The sequence below is a fragment of the Microbacterium sp. 71-23 genome, assembly GCF_001897265.1.
Lineage (GTDB): Bacteria > Actinomycetota > Actinomycetes > Actinomycetales > Microbacteriaceae > Microbacterium > Microbacterium ginsengisoli.
In genome coordinates, this window is the sequence record NZ_MKSL01000011.1 from 286145 (window position 1) to 302070 (window position 15926).

The 15926-nt window shown below is 71.2% G+C and carries 16 protein-coding genes and 1 tRNA gene; 14 read left to right on the forward strand and 3 right to left on the reverse strand.

All coding sequences use genetic code 11. The annotated features are described in order from the left end of the window. Window positions 1–106 precede the first annotated feature (106 nt). The 9 genes from BGO15_RS03900 to BGO15_RS03940 all read left to right on the forward strand — a co-directional run bounded on the left by BGO15_RS03900 (window position 107) and on the right by BGO15_RS03940 (window position 8743). Window positions 107–1129, forward strand: coding sequence for a DUF1648 domain-containing protein (locus BGO15_RS03900; protein WP_056210106.1), 1023 nt, complete (start codon window positions 107–109; stop codon window positions 1127–1129). A gap of 82 nt (window positions 1130–1211) precedes the next feature. Continuing rightward, on the forward strand, window positions 1212–1907 hold the full coding sequence (locus BGO15_RS03905; protein WP_045248668.1) for an O-methyltransferase: 696 nt from the start codon (window positions 1212–1214) through the stop codon (window positions 1905–1907). A gap of 110 nt (window positions 1908–2017) precedes the next feature. Then, entirely contained in the window at window positions 2018–3298 is a 1281-nt protein-coding gene (eno, locus tag BGO15_RS03910; RefSeq protein WP_056210105.1) for a phosphopyruvate hydratase, read from the forward strand. A gap of 29 nt (window positions 3299–3327) precedes the next feature. Further along, a complete protein-coding gene (locus BGO15_RS03915; RefSeq protein WP_235557415.1) occupies window positions 3328–3861 on the forward strand; it encodes an FtsB family cell division protein in 534 nt (177 codons plus the stop codon). 41 nt (window positions 3862–3902) lie between these two features. Then, window positions 3903–4430 (forward strand): DUF501 domain-containing protein, encoded by a 528-nt coding sequence (locus tag BGO15_RS03920; protein WP_056210103.1) that lies wholly within the window; start codon window positions 3903–3905, stop codon window positions 4428–4430. Continuing rightward, window positions 4430–5788: a S8 family serine peptidase gene (locus BGO15_RS03925; RefSeq protein WP_056210100.1), complete on the forward strand. Its 1359-nt coding sequence runs from the start codon at window positions 4430–4432 to the stop codon at window positions 5786–5788. Before BGO15_RS03920 ends, BGO15_RS03925 begins: the two co-directional genes overlap by 1 nt. Window positions 5789–5792: 4 nt before the next feature. Beyond that, a complete protein-coding gene (locus BGO15_RS03930) occupies window positions 5793–7193 on the forward strand; it encodes an NAD(P)/FAD-dependent oxidoreductase (protein WP_045248672.1) in 1401 nt (466 codons plus the stop codon). Window positions 7194–7363: 170 nt separating this feature from the next. Then, complete coding sequence (locus tag BGO15_RS03935; protein ID WP_045248673.1) at window positions 7364–8638, forward strand: ATP-binding protein; 1275 nt, start codon at window positions 7364–7366, stop codon at window positions 8636–8638. A gap of 32 nt (window positions 8639–8670) precedes the next feature. Continuing rightward, window positions 8671–8743 (forward strand) — tRNA-Leu (locus tag BGO15_RS03940). A gap of 82 nt (window positions 8744–8825) precedes the next feature. Here the strand turns inward: BGO15_RS03940 and BGO15_RS03945 are convergent. Further along, window positions 8826–9359, reverse strand: a complete 534-nt coding sequence (locus tag BGO15_RS03945) for a DUF6328 family protein (RefSeq protein WP_235557414.1) — start codon at window positions 9357–9359, stop codon at window positions 8826–8828. A gap of 107 nt (window positions 9360–9466) precedes the next feature. Between BGO15_RS03945 and BGO15_RS03950 the strand changes: the two genes are divergently transcribed. The 5 genes from BGO15_RS03950 (at window position 9467) to ilvA (ending at window position 14907) form a co-directional block, all read left to right on the forward strand. After that, a complete protein-coding gene (locus BGO15_RS03950) occupies window positions 9467–10693 on the forward strand; it encodes an alanine racemase (protein ID WP_056210098.1) in 1227 nt (408 codons plus the stop codon). Further along, window positions 10690–12003: a D-arabinono-1,4-lactone oxidase gene (locus BGO15_RS03955; RefSeq protein ID WP_045248676.1), complete on the forward strand. Its 1314-nt coding sequence runs from the start codon at window positions 10690–10692 to the stop codon at window positions 12001–12003. The genes BGO15_RS03950 and BGO15_RS03955 overlap by 4 nt, the downstream gene beginning before the upstream one ends. Window positions 12004–12084: 81 nt before the next feature. Continuing rightward, a complete protein-coding gene (locus BGO15_RS03960) occupies window positions 12085–12651 on the forward strand; it encodes a LemA family protein (protein ID WP_056210096.1) in 567 nt (188 codons plus the stop codon). Between the two features lie 18 nt (window positions 12652–12669). Further along, the gene (locus BGO15_RS03965; protein WP_056519113.1) at window positions 12670–13563 is read left to right on the forward strand and encodes a M48 family metalloprotease; all 894 of its coding nucleotides are present in this window, start codon (window positions 12670–12672) and stop codon (window positions 13561–13563) included. A 117-nt stretch (window positions 13564–13680) separates the two neighbouring features. Further along, a complete protein-coding gene (ilvA, locus tag BGO15_RS03970) occupies window positions 13681–14907 on the forward strand; it encodes a threonine ammonia-lyase (RefSeq protein ID WP_045248679.1) in 1227 nt (408 codons plus the stop codon). A gap of 52 nt (window positions 14908–14959) precedes the next feature. On the opposite strand, the gene greA is transcribed toward ilvA, so the two are convergent. Continuing rightward, complete coding sequence (gene greA, locus BGO15_RS03975) at window positions 14960–15448, reverse strand: transcription elongation factor GreA (RefSeq protein ID WP_045248680.1); 489 nt, start codon at window positions 15446–15448, stop codon at window positions 14960–14962. 69 nt (window positions 15449–15517) lie between these two features. Further along, entirely contained in the window at window positions 15518–15913 is a 396-nt protein-coding gene (locus tag BGO15_RS03980; RefSeq protein WP_045248740.1) for a DUF4307 domain-containing protein, read from the reverse strand. Window positions 15914–15926: the final 13 nt, after the last annotated feature.

A 15926-nucleotide genomic window follows, 5' to 3' on the forward strand; every position in this document is an offset into this window, starting at 1 on the left:
GTTCCTGACAATCCGTTATCGATGATCGACAACGAGCGGGCCGCGGGCGCCGCCGAACGCCAGAATCGAGGGAGCCGCGATCGGCGGCCGAAGGGGGGCGGGTCACATGGCCGAGGCATCGCAGCGACGGGTGGTCAGGTCGTACGTCCTGGTGGGCGCCGTGCTGCCGGGTGTGCTGTGGCTCGCGAATGTCGTGCTGCAGCTGGTCGCGCTGCCGCACCTGCCCGCGACGGTCGCGACCCATTGGGATGCCTCGGGCGCGCCGAACGCGTACGGACCGCCGTGGGTGCTGGCTCTCGTGACCGGCCTCATCGGACTCGTCGTTCCCGGAACCCTGTTCGCCGTGTCGCTGCCCGGGCTCCTCCGCGGCCACCGGGGACTCGTTTTCCGCCTGTTGGGGGCGATCGGCCTCGGGGTCGCCGGCATCCTGACCGCCGCGGGTATTAGCTCGACACTCGCGAACCTCCGTGCGGCCGATGGGGGCAGCGCGCACGCGGGCGGGTCGTGGTGGGTGCTGCTCGCCGGTCTCGCGCTCGGTCTGATCGGTTGGTTCGCGCAGCCGTCGCAGGGCGGGCTCCCGTTCTCCGCACCGATCGCGCCGACGTCGCCCGCCGCGCCCGTGGGTGAGACCGCCTCCGGTGCCCTCCCGCGCGCGTGGACGGCCACGACCGCGCTTCCTCGCGGAGCGGTCGTGCCGATCGTCGCGGCGCTGCTGCTGGTCGGACTCATCACCGTCGACGCGTGGTTCACCGGCGGCGGTGGCGCCGTCGCGTGGATCACGACGATCGCGTTCGTGCTCCTGCTGGTCGCCTCGGCGACGCTCGCGGCCTACCACGTGCGGGTCGACGCCGGCGGATTCATCGTGGTCTCGGCCCTCGGCCTGCCGCGCTTCCGCATCCCGCTCGACGACATCGCCCGTGTGCGCACGGTGCAGGTCGAGCCGCTGCGGGACTTCGGCGGCTGGGGGCTGCGCGGACTCCCGGGACGCCTGGGCGTCGTGCCGCGACGAGGCGACGGCATCGAGGTCACGCGCCTCGACGGCCGCCGCCTGACCGTCACCGCGCCCGACGCTTCAACCGGTGCAGCCGTGCTCACCTCGCTCGTCGCGGAGCGCCGCGCGGCGTCCTGACCCCGCCTCCCGACGTCGCCGCGATGCGGGCGACCCGCCCGCCGCCCTTGACGCTCGCCGCGCCGCCCGGGAGGCTGTCGCCATGACCGACGACGCCCTCCCGACCCCCGCGGTGTGGCGCCGGGTCGACACCTACCTCGCGGAGACCCTTGTGGGTCACGACGCCGCCCTCGAGGCGGCCGTGCACGAGCAGGATGCCGCCGGTCTCCCCGCGATCGAGGTCGCGCCGCTGAACGGCAAGCTGCTGCACCTGCTCGCGCGAGCGATCGGCGCCCGGCGGGTGCTGGAGATCGGCACGCTCGGCGGCTACTCCACGATCTGGCTGGCACGCGCGGTCGGTGATGGCGGCGAGGTGGTGACGATCGAAGCGGAGCCCGCGCACGCGGCCGTCGCCCGCGGCAACCTCGACCGTGCCGGCGTGGGGGAGCGGGTGCGCATCGAGATCGGCCGCGGGGCCGACGTGCTCCCCGGTCTCGAGCCGGGGTTCGACCTCGTCTTCATCGACGCCGACAAGCAGTCCAACGCGCTCTATCTCGACCATGCTGCGCGGCTCTCCCGCCCGGGCGCCCTCGTGATCGTCGACAACGTCGTGCGTTCCGGTCGTCTCGTCACCACCGACGAATCCGACGAGCAGGCCGAGGGGGTTCGCCGGGGGCTCGCGCTCCTCGCCGCCGACCCACGATTCGAGGCGACAGCGCTCCAGACCCTCGACGCGAAGGGATGGGACGGCATCGCCGTGGCGATCGTGACGGATGCCGCATCCCGCTCGGGTTCGTGACGCGCCGGTGGCGGCGGCATCCGTCGTCACTAGAGTGGTGGAGGACCGATGACGCTCCGCATGCACCTGTTCCCGGAATGGGAACTCTTGATTGAACCAGGGAGTCCTCAGTGGCACTGATCGAGGCTGTAGGCGCGCGCGAGATTCTTGACTCGCGCGGAAACCCGACCGTCGAAGTGGAGGTGCTCCTCGACGACGGCATCGTCCAGCGGGCGGCCGTCCCCTCCGGTGCGTCGACCGGCGCGTTCGAGGCGTACGAGCTGCGCGACGGAGACAAGAGCCGATACGGCGGCAAGGGCGTGCTCAAGGCCGTCGACGCCGTCATCGACGAGCTCGGCCCCGCGATCGAGGGTGTCGAGGCGAGCGAGCAGCGCGTCATCGACGAGATCCTCATCGAGACCGACGGCACCGAGAACAAGTCGCGCACCGGCGCGAACGCGATCCTGGGCATCAGCCTCGCGGTCGCGAAGGCGGCGGCCGACTCGGCCGACCTCCCGCTGTTCCGTTACCTCGGCGGCCCGAACGCCCACGTGCTTCCCGTGCCGCTGTTCAACGTCATCAACGGCGGCTCGCACGCAGACAACGGCATCGACTTCCAGGAGTACTTCCTCGCCCCGATCGGCGCGGAGACCTACGGCGAGTCGCTGCGCTGGGGCACCGAGGTCTACCACGTCCTCAAGGGCGAGCTGAAGGCCGCAGGCTTCGCGACCGGTCTCGGCGACGAGGGCGGTTTCGCCCCTGATCTCCCCAGCAACCGCGAGGGCCTGGACTTCCTGCTGAAGGCGATCGAGAAGGCCGGCTTCACCCCGGGCGCCGACATCGCCGTGGGCCTGGATGTCGCGGCGACCGAGTTCTTCGCCGACGGCGTCTACACGGTCGAGGGCAAGCCGTGGACGGCCGCGCAGCTGACCGACTACTTCGCCGACCTCGTCGCGAACTACCCGATCGTCACGATCGAGGATGCCCTCGCCGAGGACGACTGGGACGCCTGGAAGGACCTCACCGAGGCGCTGGGCTCGAAGGTGCAGCTCGTCGGCGACGACCTGTTCGTCACCAACCCGATCCGCCTGCAGAAGGGCATCGACCTGGGCGTCGCCAACGCGTTGCTCGTGAAGGTGAACCAGATCGGCACCCTGTCCGAGACGCTCGACGCGATCTCGCTCGCCACGCAGAACGGCTACCGCTCGATGCTGTCGCACCGTTCGGGTGAGACCGAGGACACCACGATCGCCGACCTCGCTGTCGCCGTCAACGCGGGTCAGATCAAGACCGGCGCGCCCGCCCGCAGCGAGCGCGTCGCGAAATACAATCAGCTTCTGCGCATCGAGGAAGAGCTCGGCGACGCGGCGGTCTTCGCCGGTCGCGGTGCCTTCCCCCGCTTCAAGGGCTGAGCGCAGCTGATCTACCGGAAGGGGGAGTCGTGGCCAAGAGACCGACTCCCCCTTCCGCATCTCCGGAGGAGACCCCGCGGGCTCGGCGACTTGCCGCACGCGATTGGCTCGGCGGCATCCGCCTGTCGGGCTTCATGGTGATCATGCTGGGCCTGGTGGTGCTGGCCGTCGGAGTTCTCGTGCCCACGGTCGGCACCTACCTCGCCCAGCAGCAGAAGCTCTCCGCCGCCCGTGCCGCGGTGCAGCTCACCCAGCAGCAGATCGATGCGCTCCAGGCCGAGAGCGACCGCCTCGGCGACCCGGCGTACATCGCCACGCAGGCGCGTGAACGGCTCTACTACGTGACACCGGGTCAGGTGCTCTATCTGGTCGACAACGATCTTCCCGCCGACCAGCAGCCGCGCGACGCGGCTCCCGTGAGCGCGCAGCTCACGCAGACCCGCAACGACTGGATGTCGGGATTCGTGCGATCGCTGGCCGCCGCCGGGGCCGCCGTGACGGCCACGGCGCCGACCGACGGATCCACGCCGAGCCCCACCTCGGACGCCACACCGAGTCCGTGACGCCCGGCGTCTACCGAGTCGCGCCCCGGTAGCCTTTCGGGGTGACGACGCCGCCCTACCCTGCCGTGACCGACGCCGAGCTGGCCGTGCTGCGCGCCCAGCTCGGACGCCCCGCGCGAGGGGTGCTCGGCATCGCGGCGCGCTGCATCTGCGGCAACCCCACGGTCGTCGCCACGGCGCCCCGGCTCGACGACGGGTCGCCCTTCCCGACGTTCTACTACCTGACCCATCCGGCCGCGACGGCGGCCATGTCGACCCTCGAGGCCGAGCACGTCATGCCCGAGCTTGCGGGGCTGCTCGACGACGCGGATGTCGCGGACGCCTACCGCGCCGCGCACACCAGCTACCTCGCCGATCGCGCCGCGTACGGCGAGGTGGACGAGATCGCCGGTATCTCCGCCGGCGGCATGCCGACCCGCGTCAAGTGTCTGCATGCACTGGCCGGCCACGCTCTCGCGGCAGGGCCCGGCGTCAATCCGATCGGCGACGCGGCGCTGGCCCGGTCGACCTGGTCGCCTTCGCGCTGCGTCTGCGCCGATCCCGGGGCCGCCCGGGGCGAGGCGGCCTGATGCGTGCTCGCCGGGTCGTCGTGGCCGCCGTGCTCATCGCCGGTGGGTTCGTCGTCGCCCCGGCGGCCGCCGGCATCCCCGCCGTCGCGGCCTCGGGCGCGCAGCCGGCGTCGACCGGCATGGCGAACGCAGCGACCGAGGACGCGGCCCGGGCGGCGGAGTACTGGCTCACCGACTACGGAATCGAGCAGGCCTGGCAGACGACACAGGGCGCGGGCGTGAAGATCGCGATCATCGACACCGGTATCGGTGCCGCGCCGCAGCTCAACGCCGCGGTCGTCGGCGGCGCCGATTTCTCGGGCGAGGGATCGGCGAGCGGCCGCACGCCGGTCGGCTCGAGCGACACCGGTCACGGCAGCTGGGTGGCCTCCCTCGCAGCGGCCCGCCCGCTGTCGGACGGCACCGGCATGATCGGCGTCGCTCCGCAGGCACAGCTGCTGTCGGCATCCATCTCGTTCGGCAGCGAGGTGAAGGTGCCGTTCGTGACCCAGGTGGCCTCGGCCATGAAGTGGGCCGTCGACAACGGCGCGAAGGTGATCAACCTGTCGTTCACGACCAACACGCTCGACTGGGATCCGTCGTGGGACACGGCCTTCCAGTACGCGTTCTCGCACGATGTCGTCGTCGTGGTCGCCGCCGGCAACCGGGGAAGCGGGACGACCCGCGTCGGCGCGCCGGCGACGATACCCGGTGTCTTGACGGTCGCCGGGGTCACTCCGTCGGGCCAGGCGAGTCAGGAGGCCTCCACCCAGGGGATCACCATCGGCGTCGCCGCGCCCAGTGAACAGCTTCTCGGGGTCTCGCCCGGCGGGTCGCTGGTGCGGTGGAACGGCACGAGCGGCGCCGCCCCGATCGTCGCGGGCATCGTCGCGCTCGTGCGCGCCGCGCACCCCGACCTCGACGCGGCGAACGTCATCAACCGCATCATCGCCACCGCGACCGCCCCGCCCGGCGTTTCGCTCGGCACGGTGCCCAACGCGCTCTACGGGTACGGGCTCGTCAACGCCGCCGCGGCCGTGTCCGCCGACGTGCCCACGGTGACCGCGAACCCGATGGGATCGCTCTCCGACTGGATCACGCTGCACCGTCGCGCGAACGCGTCGCCGGCGCCGGAGGACTCCGCCACACCGGTCGCGCTGCCGGCGCTCCCACCGGCCGACGCCGCCACCCCGCGCGGGTCCCTGCTGCTGCCCTCGCGGGACACGCTGCTGTACGGCTCGCTGCCGCTTCTGGGGGTGACCGTCGCGACTATACTGGTGGCGCTCGGCGTCACCGCTGCTGTCCGACGCATCCGATCGGCGCGTGACTCCCGCACGCCGAGCATCAATTCGCCAAGGAGTTCCGTTCACCGTGACTAACACCGTGCCCAGGATCTTGATCGTCGGAGGCGGCTACGCCGGCTTCTACACCGCGTGGAAGCTCGAGAAGCACCTCCGCAAGGGTGAGGCTCAGGTCACCGTCGTCGACCCGCTTCCCTACATGACCTACCTGCCGTTCCTCCCCGAGGTCGCGGCCGGGTCGATCGAGGCGCGTCACGCGGTGGTCGCCCTGCGTCGCCACCTGGCGTCGACCGAGGTCGTCACCGCCCGAGTGACGAAGATCGATCACGCCCACAAGGTCGCCACCATCACCCCGTCCGAGGGCGAGGCGTGGGAGCTCGAGTACGACCAGATCGTCGTCACCGCGGGCTCGGTCTCGCGCACCTTCCCGATCCCGGGCATCGCCGACAACGCGATCGGCATGAAGGCGATCGAGGAGGCCGTCTGGGTTCGTGACAAGCTCCTCTCGAACTTCGACAAGGCCGCAGCGCTGCCGCCCGGACCCGAGCGGGAGCGTCTGCTCACCGTCGTCGTGGTCGGTGGCGGATTCGCCGGCATCGAGACCTTCGCCGAGCTGCGCAACTTCGCGTCGTCGCTGCTGAAGAAGTACCCGCAGCTGACGTTCGACGAGACGCACTTCCACCTCATCGAGGCGATGGGCCGCATCATGCCCGAGGTGTCGCTGAAGACGAGCGAGTGGGTTCTGAAGGACCTCGCGAAGCGCGGTGCGTACGTGCACCTCGACACCCAGGTCACCGGGGCCGTCGACGGCAACGTCGAGCTCTCGACCGGCGAGGTCATCTCGACCGACATCATCGTCTGGACCGCGGGCGTCATGGCCAACCCGCAGGTCGTCAAGGGCAGCGACCTGCCCAGCGAGCAGCGCGGACGCATCACGACGCAGGGCGACCTGCGCGTGATCGACGCCGACGGCAACGTCGTCGAGGGCGCGTGGGCGGCGGGCGACGTCGCGGCGGTGCCCGATCTCACCGGTGGCGGTGTCGGCGGCTTCTGCGTGCCGAACGCCCAGCACGCGGTGCGTCAGGCCAAGCAGCTCGCGAAGAACCTCACCGCGGTGCTGCGCGGCGAGCTGCCGAAGGACTACATCCACAAGAACCTGGGCGCCGTGGCCGGTCTCGGCCTCTACAACGGTGTCTTCCAGTCGGGCAACATCGCCCTCAAGGGCTTCCTCGCCTGGGGTGCGCACCGCGGCTACCACGGTCTCGCGATGCCGTCGTGGGAGCGCAAGTGGCGCGTGCTGTGGGGCTGGTGGAACAACTTCTGGCTCGGTCGCGACGTCGTGAACCTCGAGGCCGTGCAGACGCCGCGCCGCTTCTTCGACGAGTTCGCGTCTCGCCCGCGTCCGCCGCAGCCGGCTGAGGCGCCCGCGAAGCCGGCCGCCGAGAAGGCGCCGGTCGCCGAGAAGGCCGCCGCCGCGAAGTAGGCGCACGTCTCACGGAACGCCGCGACATCTTCGGATGCCGCGGCGTTCCGCATTCTTCGGATACTCCCGGCCGCACCGCTGGCGGGGTGCGCGTGCCGTATGCCACACTGGGCTTCCCGCCGCGGGGCACAGGTGCCTCGGGTCCGGCGGCTGCGCCCGAGGAGGCCCGAGTGACCAAGGTGCACATCCGCGACTTCCACGGCGACGATCTCGACCAGCTCGTGCGGTTGTGGGGCCACGTGACGGGCGAAGGTGCAACGCCGATCTACTCGCTCGCCGAGGTCGTGGCCTCCTGTCAGGCCGACCACGCGGTGGTCGCGGTGCGCGGTGACGACATCGTCGGGGCCGCTGTCGGCCGTGCCGCCCACGCGCAGGGATGGGTGGTGTTCTTCGGAGTGCGCGAGACGGATGCCGCGGGCGAGATCAGCGGCGCCCTGCTCGATGCGCTCGAGCGCCGGATGGCGCCGCTCGGGCTCGGCACACTGTCGGTGCTGGTGCCGGAGGGGCAGCGGGTCGAGCCGTTCACGCAGAACTCCTTCGTCGTGCATCGAGCGGTGCGCTACCTGGAGCGTCAGCTCCCCGTGCAGCGCCGCGAGCTCGACGTGCTGAAGGAGCTGGGTGGTCGCATTCTGCCGCGCCACCTCTGGAACGCGGTCGCGGGCATGACGACGGAGAAGACGATCCTCGAGGAGCGGCTCGTGACGCCGCTCGCGCAGCCGGAGCTCGCCGAGCGCTTCGGGGTGGTGCCGCCGCGGGCGGTGATGCTGTTCGGGCCGCCCGGCACCGGCAAGACGACCTTCGCGCGGGCCGTGGCATCCCGTCTCGACTGGCCGTTCGTCGAAGTCTTCCCCTCGCGGCTCGGCGACAGCGCGCGGGGGATGGCCGGCGCCCTGCGTGCCACGTTCGAGGCGATCGACCAGCTCGAGCACGCGGTCGTCTTCATCGATGAGGTCGAGGAGATCGCGGCTCATCGGGGCGGCACGCCGCCCTCGCCCACGCAGGGGGTCACGAACGAGCTGCTGAAGCTCGTCGCGGAGTTCCGTGAGCGGGACGGCCGGCTGCTCATCTGTGCGACGAACTTCATCCGCGCACTCGACGCCGCGTTCCTGCGGCACGGACGCTTCGACTACGTGCTGCCGATCGGCCTGCCCGACGCGGAGGCGCGCCGCGCGATCTGGGGTCGGTACATCCCTGTCGACGTCGCGGGCGACGTGGATGTCTCGGCTCTCGTCGACGCCAGCGACGGACTCACCCCCGCCGACATCGAGTACGCCGCGCGGCGCGCATCGCAGGAGGCTCTTGCGCGCGCCCTCGCCTCCGGCGACACGGGCGACGCGGTCGGCACGGACGACTACCTGCGGGCGCTCGGCGGCACCCGCGCCACGGTCTCGCGCGAGGTGACGACCGAGTTCGAGGAGGACATCGTCGCGCTCGCCCGCCTCTGACGGCGCGTGTCGCTGTCCTAGGGTGGGGGCGGGCCCCCGTAGCCCAATGGCAGAGGCAGGCGACTTAAAATCGCTTCAGTCTGGGTTCGAGTCCCAGCGGGGGCACACCCCACCGTGCTCCGGCATCGGGGGCGCCGGGTCGTCGCTGCCCGCCGATCGGCAGTCGACGGATGCCGCGCCCCGCCGCTCAGCTCGGGGTGCGCCCGAGTCGCGGCACGGCGAACCAGATGACGGCCACCGCCACGAGGGTCACCCCGAGGGCGACGGCGCCGGCGGGCAGCCCCGCCGTCACGCCGAACAGGAACGCGGCGACCCCCGCGACGAGCAGCGAGACGACCGCGAGGGTGGCGAGCAGGAAGACGTTGCCGATCACGACGAGCCGCGCCTTCTCGTGATGGCGGAAGAGGCGGCGGTGCATGATGATCGGCGTGAGACCCAGCAGCGTGGCGACGCCCGCGAGGGTCACCAGGCACAGGTAGAACGTGCGGGCGAACGCGTCGAGCGTCTGGAACATCGGCTGGAACGCGACCGCGAGCAGGAAGCCGGTGAGGATCTGCGTGCCGGTCTGCGTGGCGCGCAGCTCCTGCAGGATGTCGGTCCAGTTGCGATCGGACTTCTCGGTGGCCGTCTCGAACCGGCCGTCGCCCGGAACGGCGTCGTCGGCGTCGCTCACTCCGTGCCGGCTCTCGATGCGCTGCGGCGCGCCCTCATCAGTGCTCACGTGCACAGCGTAGGCACGACGCACCCGCACGGCACGCACGTCACGGTGCGCGTCGCCGCGGCCTAGGCTGAGCGCATGCGGCCACCGGCGACGAGGAGCAGGGCACGATGACGATCGATCTGCTCGCGGCGCCCGCCGGGGAGCCGTGGCGTGAGCCCGCGGCCTATTGGCCCTCGCTCACCGCCGCCACCGCCGACCGCTCCGCCCCCGTCGCCGTGCTCGGGCTCGAAGCGCTGCGCTACAACGCGCTCGACATGATCGCGCGCGCCGGCGGTATGCCGATCCGCGTCGCCAGCAAGTCCCTGCGTGTGCGCGAGGCGCTCGATGCGCTCCTCGCCCTACCGGGCTATCGCGGCATCCTCGCGTTCACTCTCGCCGAGGCGCTGTGGCTCGCCGACACCCACGACGACGTCGTCGTCGGATACCCGACCGCCGATCGGGCGGCGCTCGCCGCGCTCGTCGCCTCGGAGGCGGCATCCGCGCGCGTGACGCTCATGGTCGACGGCCCGGCCCAGCTCGACCTGGTCGACGCGGTCGCATCTCCCGCGACGCGACCCGAGGTGCGGGTGGCGATCGACGCGGATGCCTCGTGGCGCAGCCGCGCACTCGGGCACATCGGGGTGCGGCGCTCGCCGCTGCACGACGCCGACGACGTCGCCCGGTTCGCCCGGCACATCGCGGCGCGACCCGGCTTCCGCCTGACCGGAGTCATGATGTACGAGGCGCAGATCGCCGGCCAGCCCGACGCCGAGGGGCCGTCGGACCCCGTGATCCGCTGGATGCAGCGCTCCTCGGGAGACGAGCTGCGCGAACGGCGGCAGGCCATCGTGGCGGCGGTCACGCGCGTCGCGCCGCTCGAGTTCGTCAACGGCGGCGGCACCGGGTCGCTGGAGTACACGTCATCGGATGCCGCGGTCACCGAGCTCACCGCCGGCAGCGGCCTGTTCGCGGGGCATCTGTTCTCGCGCTACCGCGCGTTCGACCCGGCGCCGGCGGCATCCTTCGCCCTCGACGTGGTCCGTCGGCCGACCGACGACATCGCGACGCTGCTCGGCGGCGGCTGGGTCGCCTCGGGCCCGCCGGTCGCGTCGCGGCAGCCCGCGCCGGTGTGGCCGGAAGGACTGCGCACCCTCGGTCGCGAGGGCACCGGCGAGGTGCAGACCCCGGTGCAGGGGCCGGCGGCGCGCACGCTGCGGGTGGGCGACCGGGTGTGGTTCCGGCACGCGAAGAGCGGTGAGCTGTCGGAGCGCGTCGAACGATTCGCGATCGTGGCGGCGGGAGCCGTCGTGGGGGAGGCCGCGACCTACCGCGGTGAGGGAAAGGCGTTCCTGTGACACGACCCGGCGGCACCTGGACGAACTGGGGGCGCACCGAGAGCGTGCGCCCGGCGCGGGTCGAGTACCCCGCGACGCCCGACGCCGTACGCCGCTCGGTGCTCGCCGCCCGCACACGCGGCCTGCCGGTGAAGGCCGTCGGTGCCGGGCACAGCTTCAGCGGCATCGCCGTCGCGCCCGGCGTGCTGCTCGACCTCAGCGACCTCACCGGGCTCGTGCGGGTCGACCGCGAGCGGCGGCTCGCGACCTTCCGCGCCGGCACCCGCCTGCACCGCATCCCGAAGCTGCTCGCGCCCTACGGCCTCGCCATGGCGAACCTCGGCGACATCGACCGGCAGTCGATCTCCGGGGCGATCTCCACCGGCACCCACGGCACCGGCGCCGCGTTCGGCGGCATCGCGACCCAGGTCGCGGGGGTCACGCTGGTCACCGGCGAGGGTGAGTTCCTCACCGTCGACGACACCGAGAACGCCGATCTGCTTCCGGCGGTCGCACTCGGACTCGGCGCGCTCGGCATCCTCGTCGAGGTCACCCTGCGACTCGTGCCCGCGTTCGTGCTGCACGCCGTCGAGCACCCCGAGCCGATCGACGACGTCGTGGCGACGTTCGCCGACCGGGCCGCGGCATCCGATCATGTCGAGTTCTACTGGTTCCCGCACACCGACGTGGGACTCCTGAAGACCAACACCCGCCTGCCGGAGAGCGCCGTGCGCCATCCGCTGCCCCGCGTCGCGAAGTTCCTCGACGAGGAGCTGCTCTCCAACGGCGTCTTCACCGCCGTGTGCGCTCTCGGCCGCGCCGTGCCGGCGATCACCCCGCCGCTGTCGCGCCTCGCAGCGAAGGTCACGGGGCGACGCGAGTACACGGATGCCTCCACCGCCGTGTTCACGCAGCACCGGGGCGTGCGGTTCCGCGAGATGGAGTACGCCGTGCCCGCCGAGCGCCTTGCCGAGGCATTCGACGCCGTGCGCGCGCTCATCGACGAGCGCCGGTACCGGGTGTCGTTCCCGATCGAGGTGCGGATCGCGGCATCCGACGACCTCTGGCTCTCGACGGCTTCGGGCCGCGCCACCGGCTACATCGCCGTGCACCGCTACTGGCGGGAGAACCCGGCCACCTACTTCGAACCGATCGAGGAGCTGCTGCGCACCTTCGACGGGCGTCCCCACTGGGGCAAGATGCATACGCGCACCGCCGATGACCTGCGCCCCGCCTACCCTCGGTTCGACGACTTCACGGCCCTGCGCGACCGGCTCGATCCCGATCGGGTCTTCCGCAACCGCTACCTCCGACGCGTCCTCGGGGAGTAGACCCAGAGTCTGCCGCGAGCGCATCATCACGCCCGAGGGCGCCACTAGTATGAGGGCACTACGCGAACGGAGTCGATCGAGATGGAATGGCTCATCCCGGTTCTGATCATCGTCGCCCTGCTGGTGATCGTGGGGATCTACCTGTGGGCGACCTACAACGGGCTGGTGCAGCTCGGAGTGCGCGTCGATGAGGCGTGGAGCGACATCACGGTGCAGCTGAAGAGACGCGCCGACCTGCTCCCGAACCTGATCGAGACCGTCAAGGGCTATGCGGCCCATGAGAAGGCGGTGTTCGAGAACGTCACGCAGGCGCGGGCCGAGACGATCAGCGCCTCCTCGCCCAGTGAGGCCGGCGTGGCCGAGGGGCACATGCAGCAGGCGCTGAAGTCGATCTTCGCGGTCGCCGAGGCCTACCCGCAGCTGCAGGCGAGCCAGAACTTCCTGCAGCTTCAGCAGCAGCTCGTCGACACCGAGGACAAGATCCAGGCGTCCCGCCGGTTCTACAACGGCGGCGTGCGAGAACTGAACACCAAAATCAAGGTGTTCCCGAACAACCTGTTCGCCCGCAACCTCGGCTTCACGCCGCGCGAGTTCTTCGAGGTGGTCGACGGCGCGTCGATCGCCGAGCCGCCCCGCATCCAGTTCTGATCCCGGCGCGAGGCACGCGTGTATTCGGCGATCGCCGCGAACAAGCGCAACACCTGGTTCATCCTCGTGGGCTTCGTCGTCTTCATCGGGCTGATCGGTCTGGTCGCCGGCTGGCTGATGTCGGGCAACTGGTGGGTGACGGCCTTCCTGCTCGTCTTCGCGGCCGGGTACGCCGGCATCCAGTACTTCGCCGCCAGCCGTGAGGCACTCGCGCTCTCGGGTGCGTTCGAGGTCACGCGCGAGCAGGCGCCGCGGTACTACCGGCTCGTCGAGAACCTGTGCATCACGACAGGCACGCCGATGCCGACGCTCTACGTCGTCGACGACCCGGCGCCGAACGCCTTCGCCACGGGCCGCTCGCCCGACAAGGCCGCGATCACCGTGACCACCGGGCTCTTCGAGCTGATGACCGACCGTGAGCTCGAAGGCGTGCTCGCGCACGAGCTCGGCCACATCCGCAACTACGACATCCGGGTGTCGCTGCTCGTCTTCGGTCTCGTCGTCGCCGTCGGCCTCATCGCCGACATGCTCATGCGCATGGCGTTCTTCGGAAGCATGCGCCGCAACAACAGCAACAACGCGCAGGCCCAGGCGCTGTTCCTCGTGTTCGGGCTCGTCGCCGCGATCGTCGCGCCGCTGCTCGCGGCGGGCGTGCAGGCCGCGATCTCCCGTCAGCGCGAATACCTCGCCGACGCGACCAGCGCCCTCACGACCCGTGACCCCGAGGGTCTCGCATCGGCGCTTGAGAAGCTCGAGGGCGCGAGCACCGTGCTGCAGAAGCCGAACACCTCCATGGCGCATCTGTGGATCGCGAATCCGCTGCGCGGCGGAGGGATGTCGCGCCTGTTCGCGACGCATCCGCCCATCCCCGATCGGGTCGAGCGCCTGCACGAGATGGGCGGAAAGTTCTGACCAGGACGGCGCCCAGACGCACGCCCGAAGCGGAATGCACCCGACCCTAGACTGAGTCGATGGGCGCTCGCAGCCGCGGCGTCAGGTCGACGGGCCGTGCCCGAGGAGGACTCCCGCGTGAGCGAGCCGACACTTGCCGAGTTCGAGGATGCCGCAGCCACCCTGGCTCCGCTGATCGCCACCACCCCCGTGGACAGCTCGCACTTCCTCTCCGAGGTGCTCGGCGCCCCGGTGCACCTGAAGCTGGAGAACCTGCAGCGCACCGGCTCGTTCAAGATCCGCGGCGCCGCCTACCGGCTCTCCCGGTTGAGCGAGGAGGAGCGGGCCCGCGGCGTCGTCGCTGCATCGGCCGGAAACCACGCGCAGGGCGTGGCGCTCGCCGCCCAGCGCCTCGGCATCCCGGCGACGATCTTCATGCCTCTGGGCGTCCCCGTGCCCAAGCTCCTCGCCACCCGCGGCTACGGCGCCGACGTCGTGCTCGACGGGCCGACCGTCGAGACGCCGCTGCGCCTCGCCGCCGAGTTCGCCGAGCGCACCGGGGCCGTGTTCATCCACCCCTTCGACCACCTCGATGTGATCCTCGGGCAGGGCACACTCGGCCTCGAAGTATTCGACGCGGTGCCCGACGTCCGGACGGTCGTGCTCGGCATCGGCGGGGGAGGCCTCATCTCGGGTGTCGCCGCCGCCATCAAGCTGCGTGCGGCCGCCGAAGGCCGCGAGGTGCGGATCATCGGCGTGCAGGCCGAGAACTCGGCCGCCTACCCCTCGTCGATCGCGGCGGGCGAACCGCTCGAGGTCGACACGACGCCGACGATCGCCGATGGCATCGCGGTCAAGCGCCCCGGTGACATCCCCTTCGCGCTCGTGCAGCGCTACGTCGACGAGGTCGTCACCGTCAGCGACGACGACATCGCCCGGGCCATCCTCGTGCTCCTCGAGCGCGCGAAGCAGGTCGTCGAGCCCGCCGGCGCGGTCGGCGTCGCCGCCATCCTCACCGGAAAGGTGCCCGCCGACGGACCGACCGTCGCCATCCTCTCGGGCGGCAACATCGACCCGCTGCTGCTGCAGCGCGTCGTCGCGCATGGGCTCGCGGCATCCAATCGCTACACGAGCCTGCGCATCCCGCTGCCCGATCGTCCCGGCCAGCTCGCCCGCGTCTCCGAACTGCTCGCCCTCGCGGGCGCCAACGTCATCGAGGTGCTCCACACCCGCCACGGGCAGGGGCTGCTCATCAGCGAGGTCGTGCTGCAGCTCAGCGTCGAGACGCGCGGTGACGAGCACCGTGCGCTCGTGCTGCGCACGCTCGAAGAGGCCGGCTTCCAGCCCACGATCGTCGCCGACTGAGACGACGACGGGCCGGCCCCCGAGGGGACCGGCCCGTCTCACGTCGGTGCGTTCAGCCCGTGAACGTGTCGACCTTGATGATCTCGACGGCGATCTCGCGGCCGTTCGGCGCGGTGTAGGAGGTCTTCTCGCCCTCCTTGAGGCCGAGGATCGACGAACCCAGCGGGGAGACCTCGCTGTAGACGTCGAGGTCGGTGCCTCCGGCGATCTCCCGGTTGCCGAGGAGGAAGACCTCTTCGCCGCCCGCGACCAGCGCGGTGATGACCGTGCCGGGCTCCACGACGCCGTGGCTCTCGGGCGCGTCGCCCACCTTCGCGCTCTTCAACAGCGCCTGCAGCGTGCGGATGCGCGCCTCCTGCTTGCCCTGCTCGTCCTTGGCGGCGTGGTAGCCGCCGTTCTCCTTCAGGTCGCCCTCTTCGCGGGCGGCCTCGATGCGCTTGGCGATCTCCTCGCGGCCCGTCGTGGACAGGTGCTCGAGTTCGGCGACGAGGCGGTCGTACGCCTCCTGGGTCAGGAAGGTCACCTGGTTTTCCGTGGACACGGTGTCTCCTTCGTCATACGGCACGACGCCCCGGCTCCCGCCAGGGCGTCGTCATTCGATCCCGACAGGCTACGGCACCCAGCAGGTGTTGACAAAACCCGTGGTCGCGATGCCCGTCACGGGGATCTGCTCGGTGAACGCCTGCGCGTGGGTGCCCGAGGCGGGGTACTGCACGACCTTCCAGCCGACCACGCCGTGGTCGGCGTCATCGGCCTCGAGCACGCAGGCGATCGCCTTGTCGGCGGGACCGGTGATCTGGAAGGTCACGGTCACCGTGTGGTCGTCGACCAGGTGGAATGCGGTCGTCGTCGTGTCCACGGCGTCGGCCGCGGAGGCGAACGCGTACCACGCGATCACTCCCACACCCGCAGCGATCGCCGCTCCCGCGCCGAGCGTCCACCAGCGCCGCGAACGGCGCGAGCGAGTGCGCCCGTAGCGCTCATCGAGCAGCTCCTGCGTCGTCATGAGGGTCACGGCT

Excerpts from the sequence above, each read along its gene's own strand:
- BGO15_RS03900 (WP_056210106.1), top strand. The coding sequence starts at position 107 with ATGGCCGAGGCATCGCAGCGACGGGTGGTCAGGTCGTACGTCCTGGTG.
- BGO15_RS03905 (WP_045248668.1), top strand. The coding sequence starts at position 1,212 with ATGACCGACGACGCCCTCCCGACCCCCGCGGTGTGGCGCCGGGTCGAC.
- BGO15_RS03925 (WP_056210100.1), top strand. The coding sequence starts at position 4,430 with ATGCGTGCTCGCCGGGTCGTCGTGGCCGCCGTGCTCATCGCCGGTGGG.
- BGO15_RS03950 (WP_056210098.1), top strand. The coding sequence starts at position 9,467 with ATGACGATCGATCTGCTCGCGGCGCCCGCCGGGGAGCCGTGGCGTGAG.
- BGO15_RS03960 (WP_056210096.1), top strand. The coding sequence starts at position 12,085 with ATGGAATGGCTCATCCCGGTTCTGATCATCGTCGCCCTGCTGGTGATC.
- BGO15_RS03980 (WP_045248740.1), bottom strand. The coding sequence starts at position 15,913 with ATGACGACGCAGGAGCTGCTCGATGAGCGCTACGGGCGCACTCGCTCG.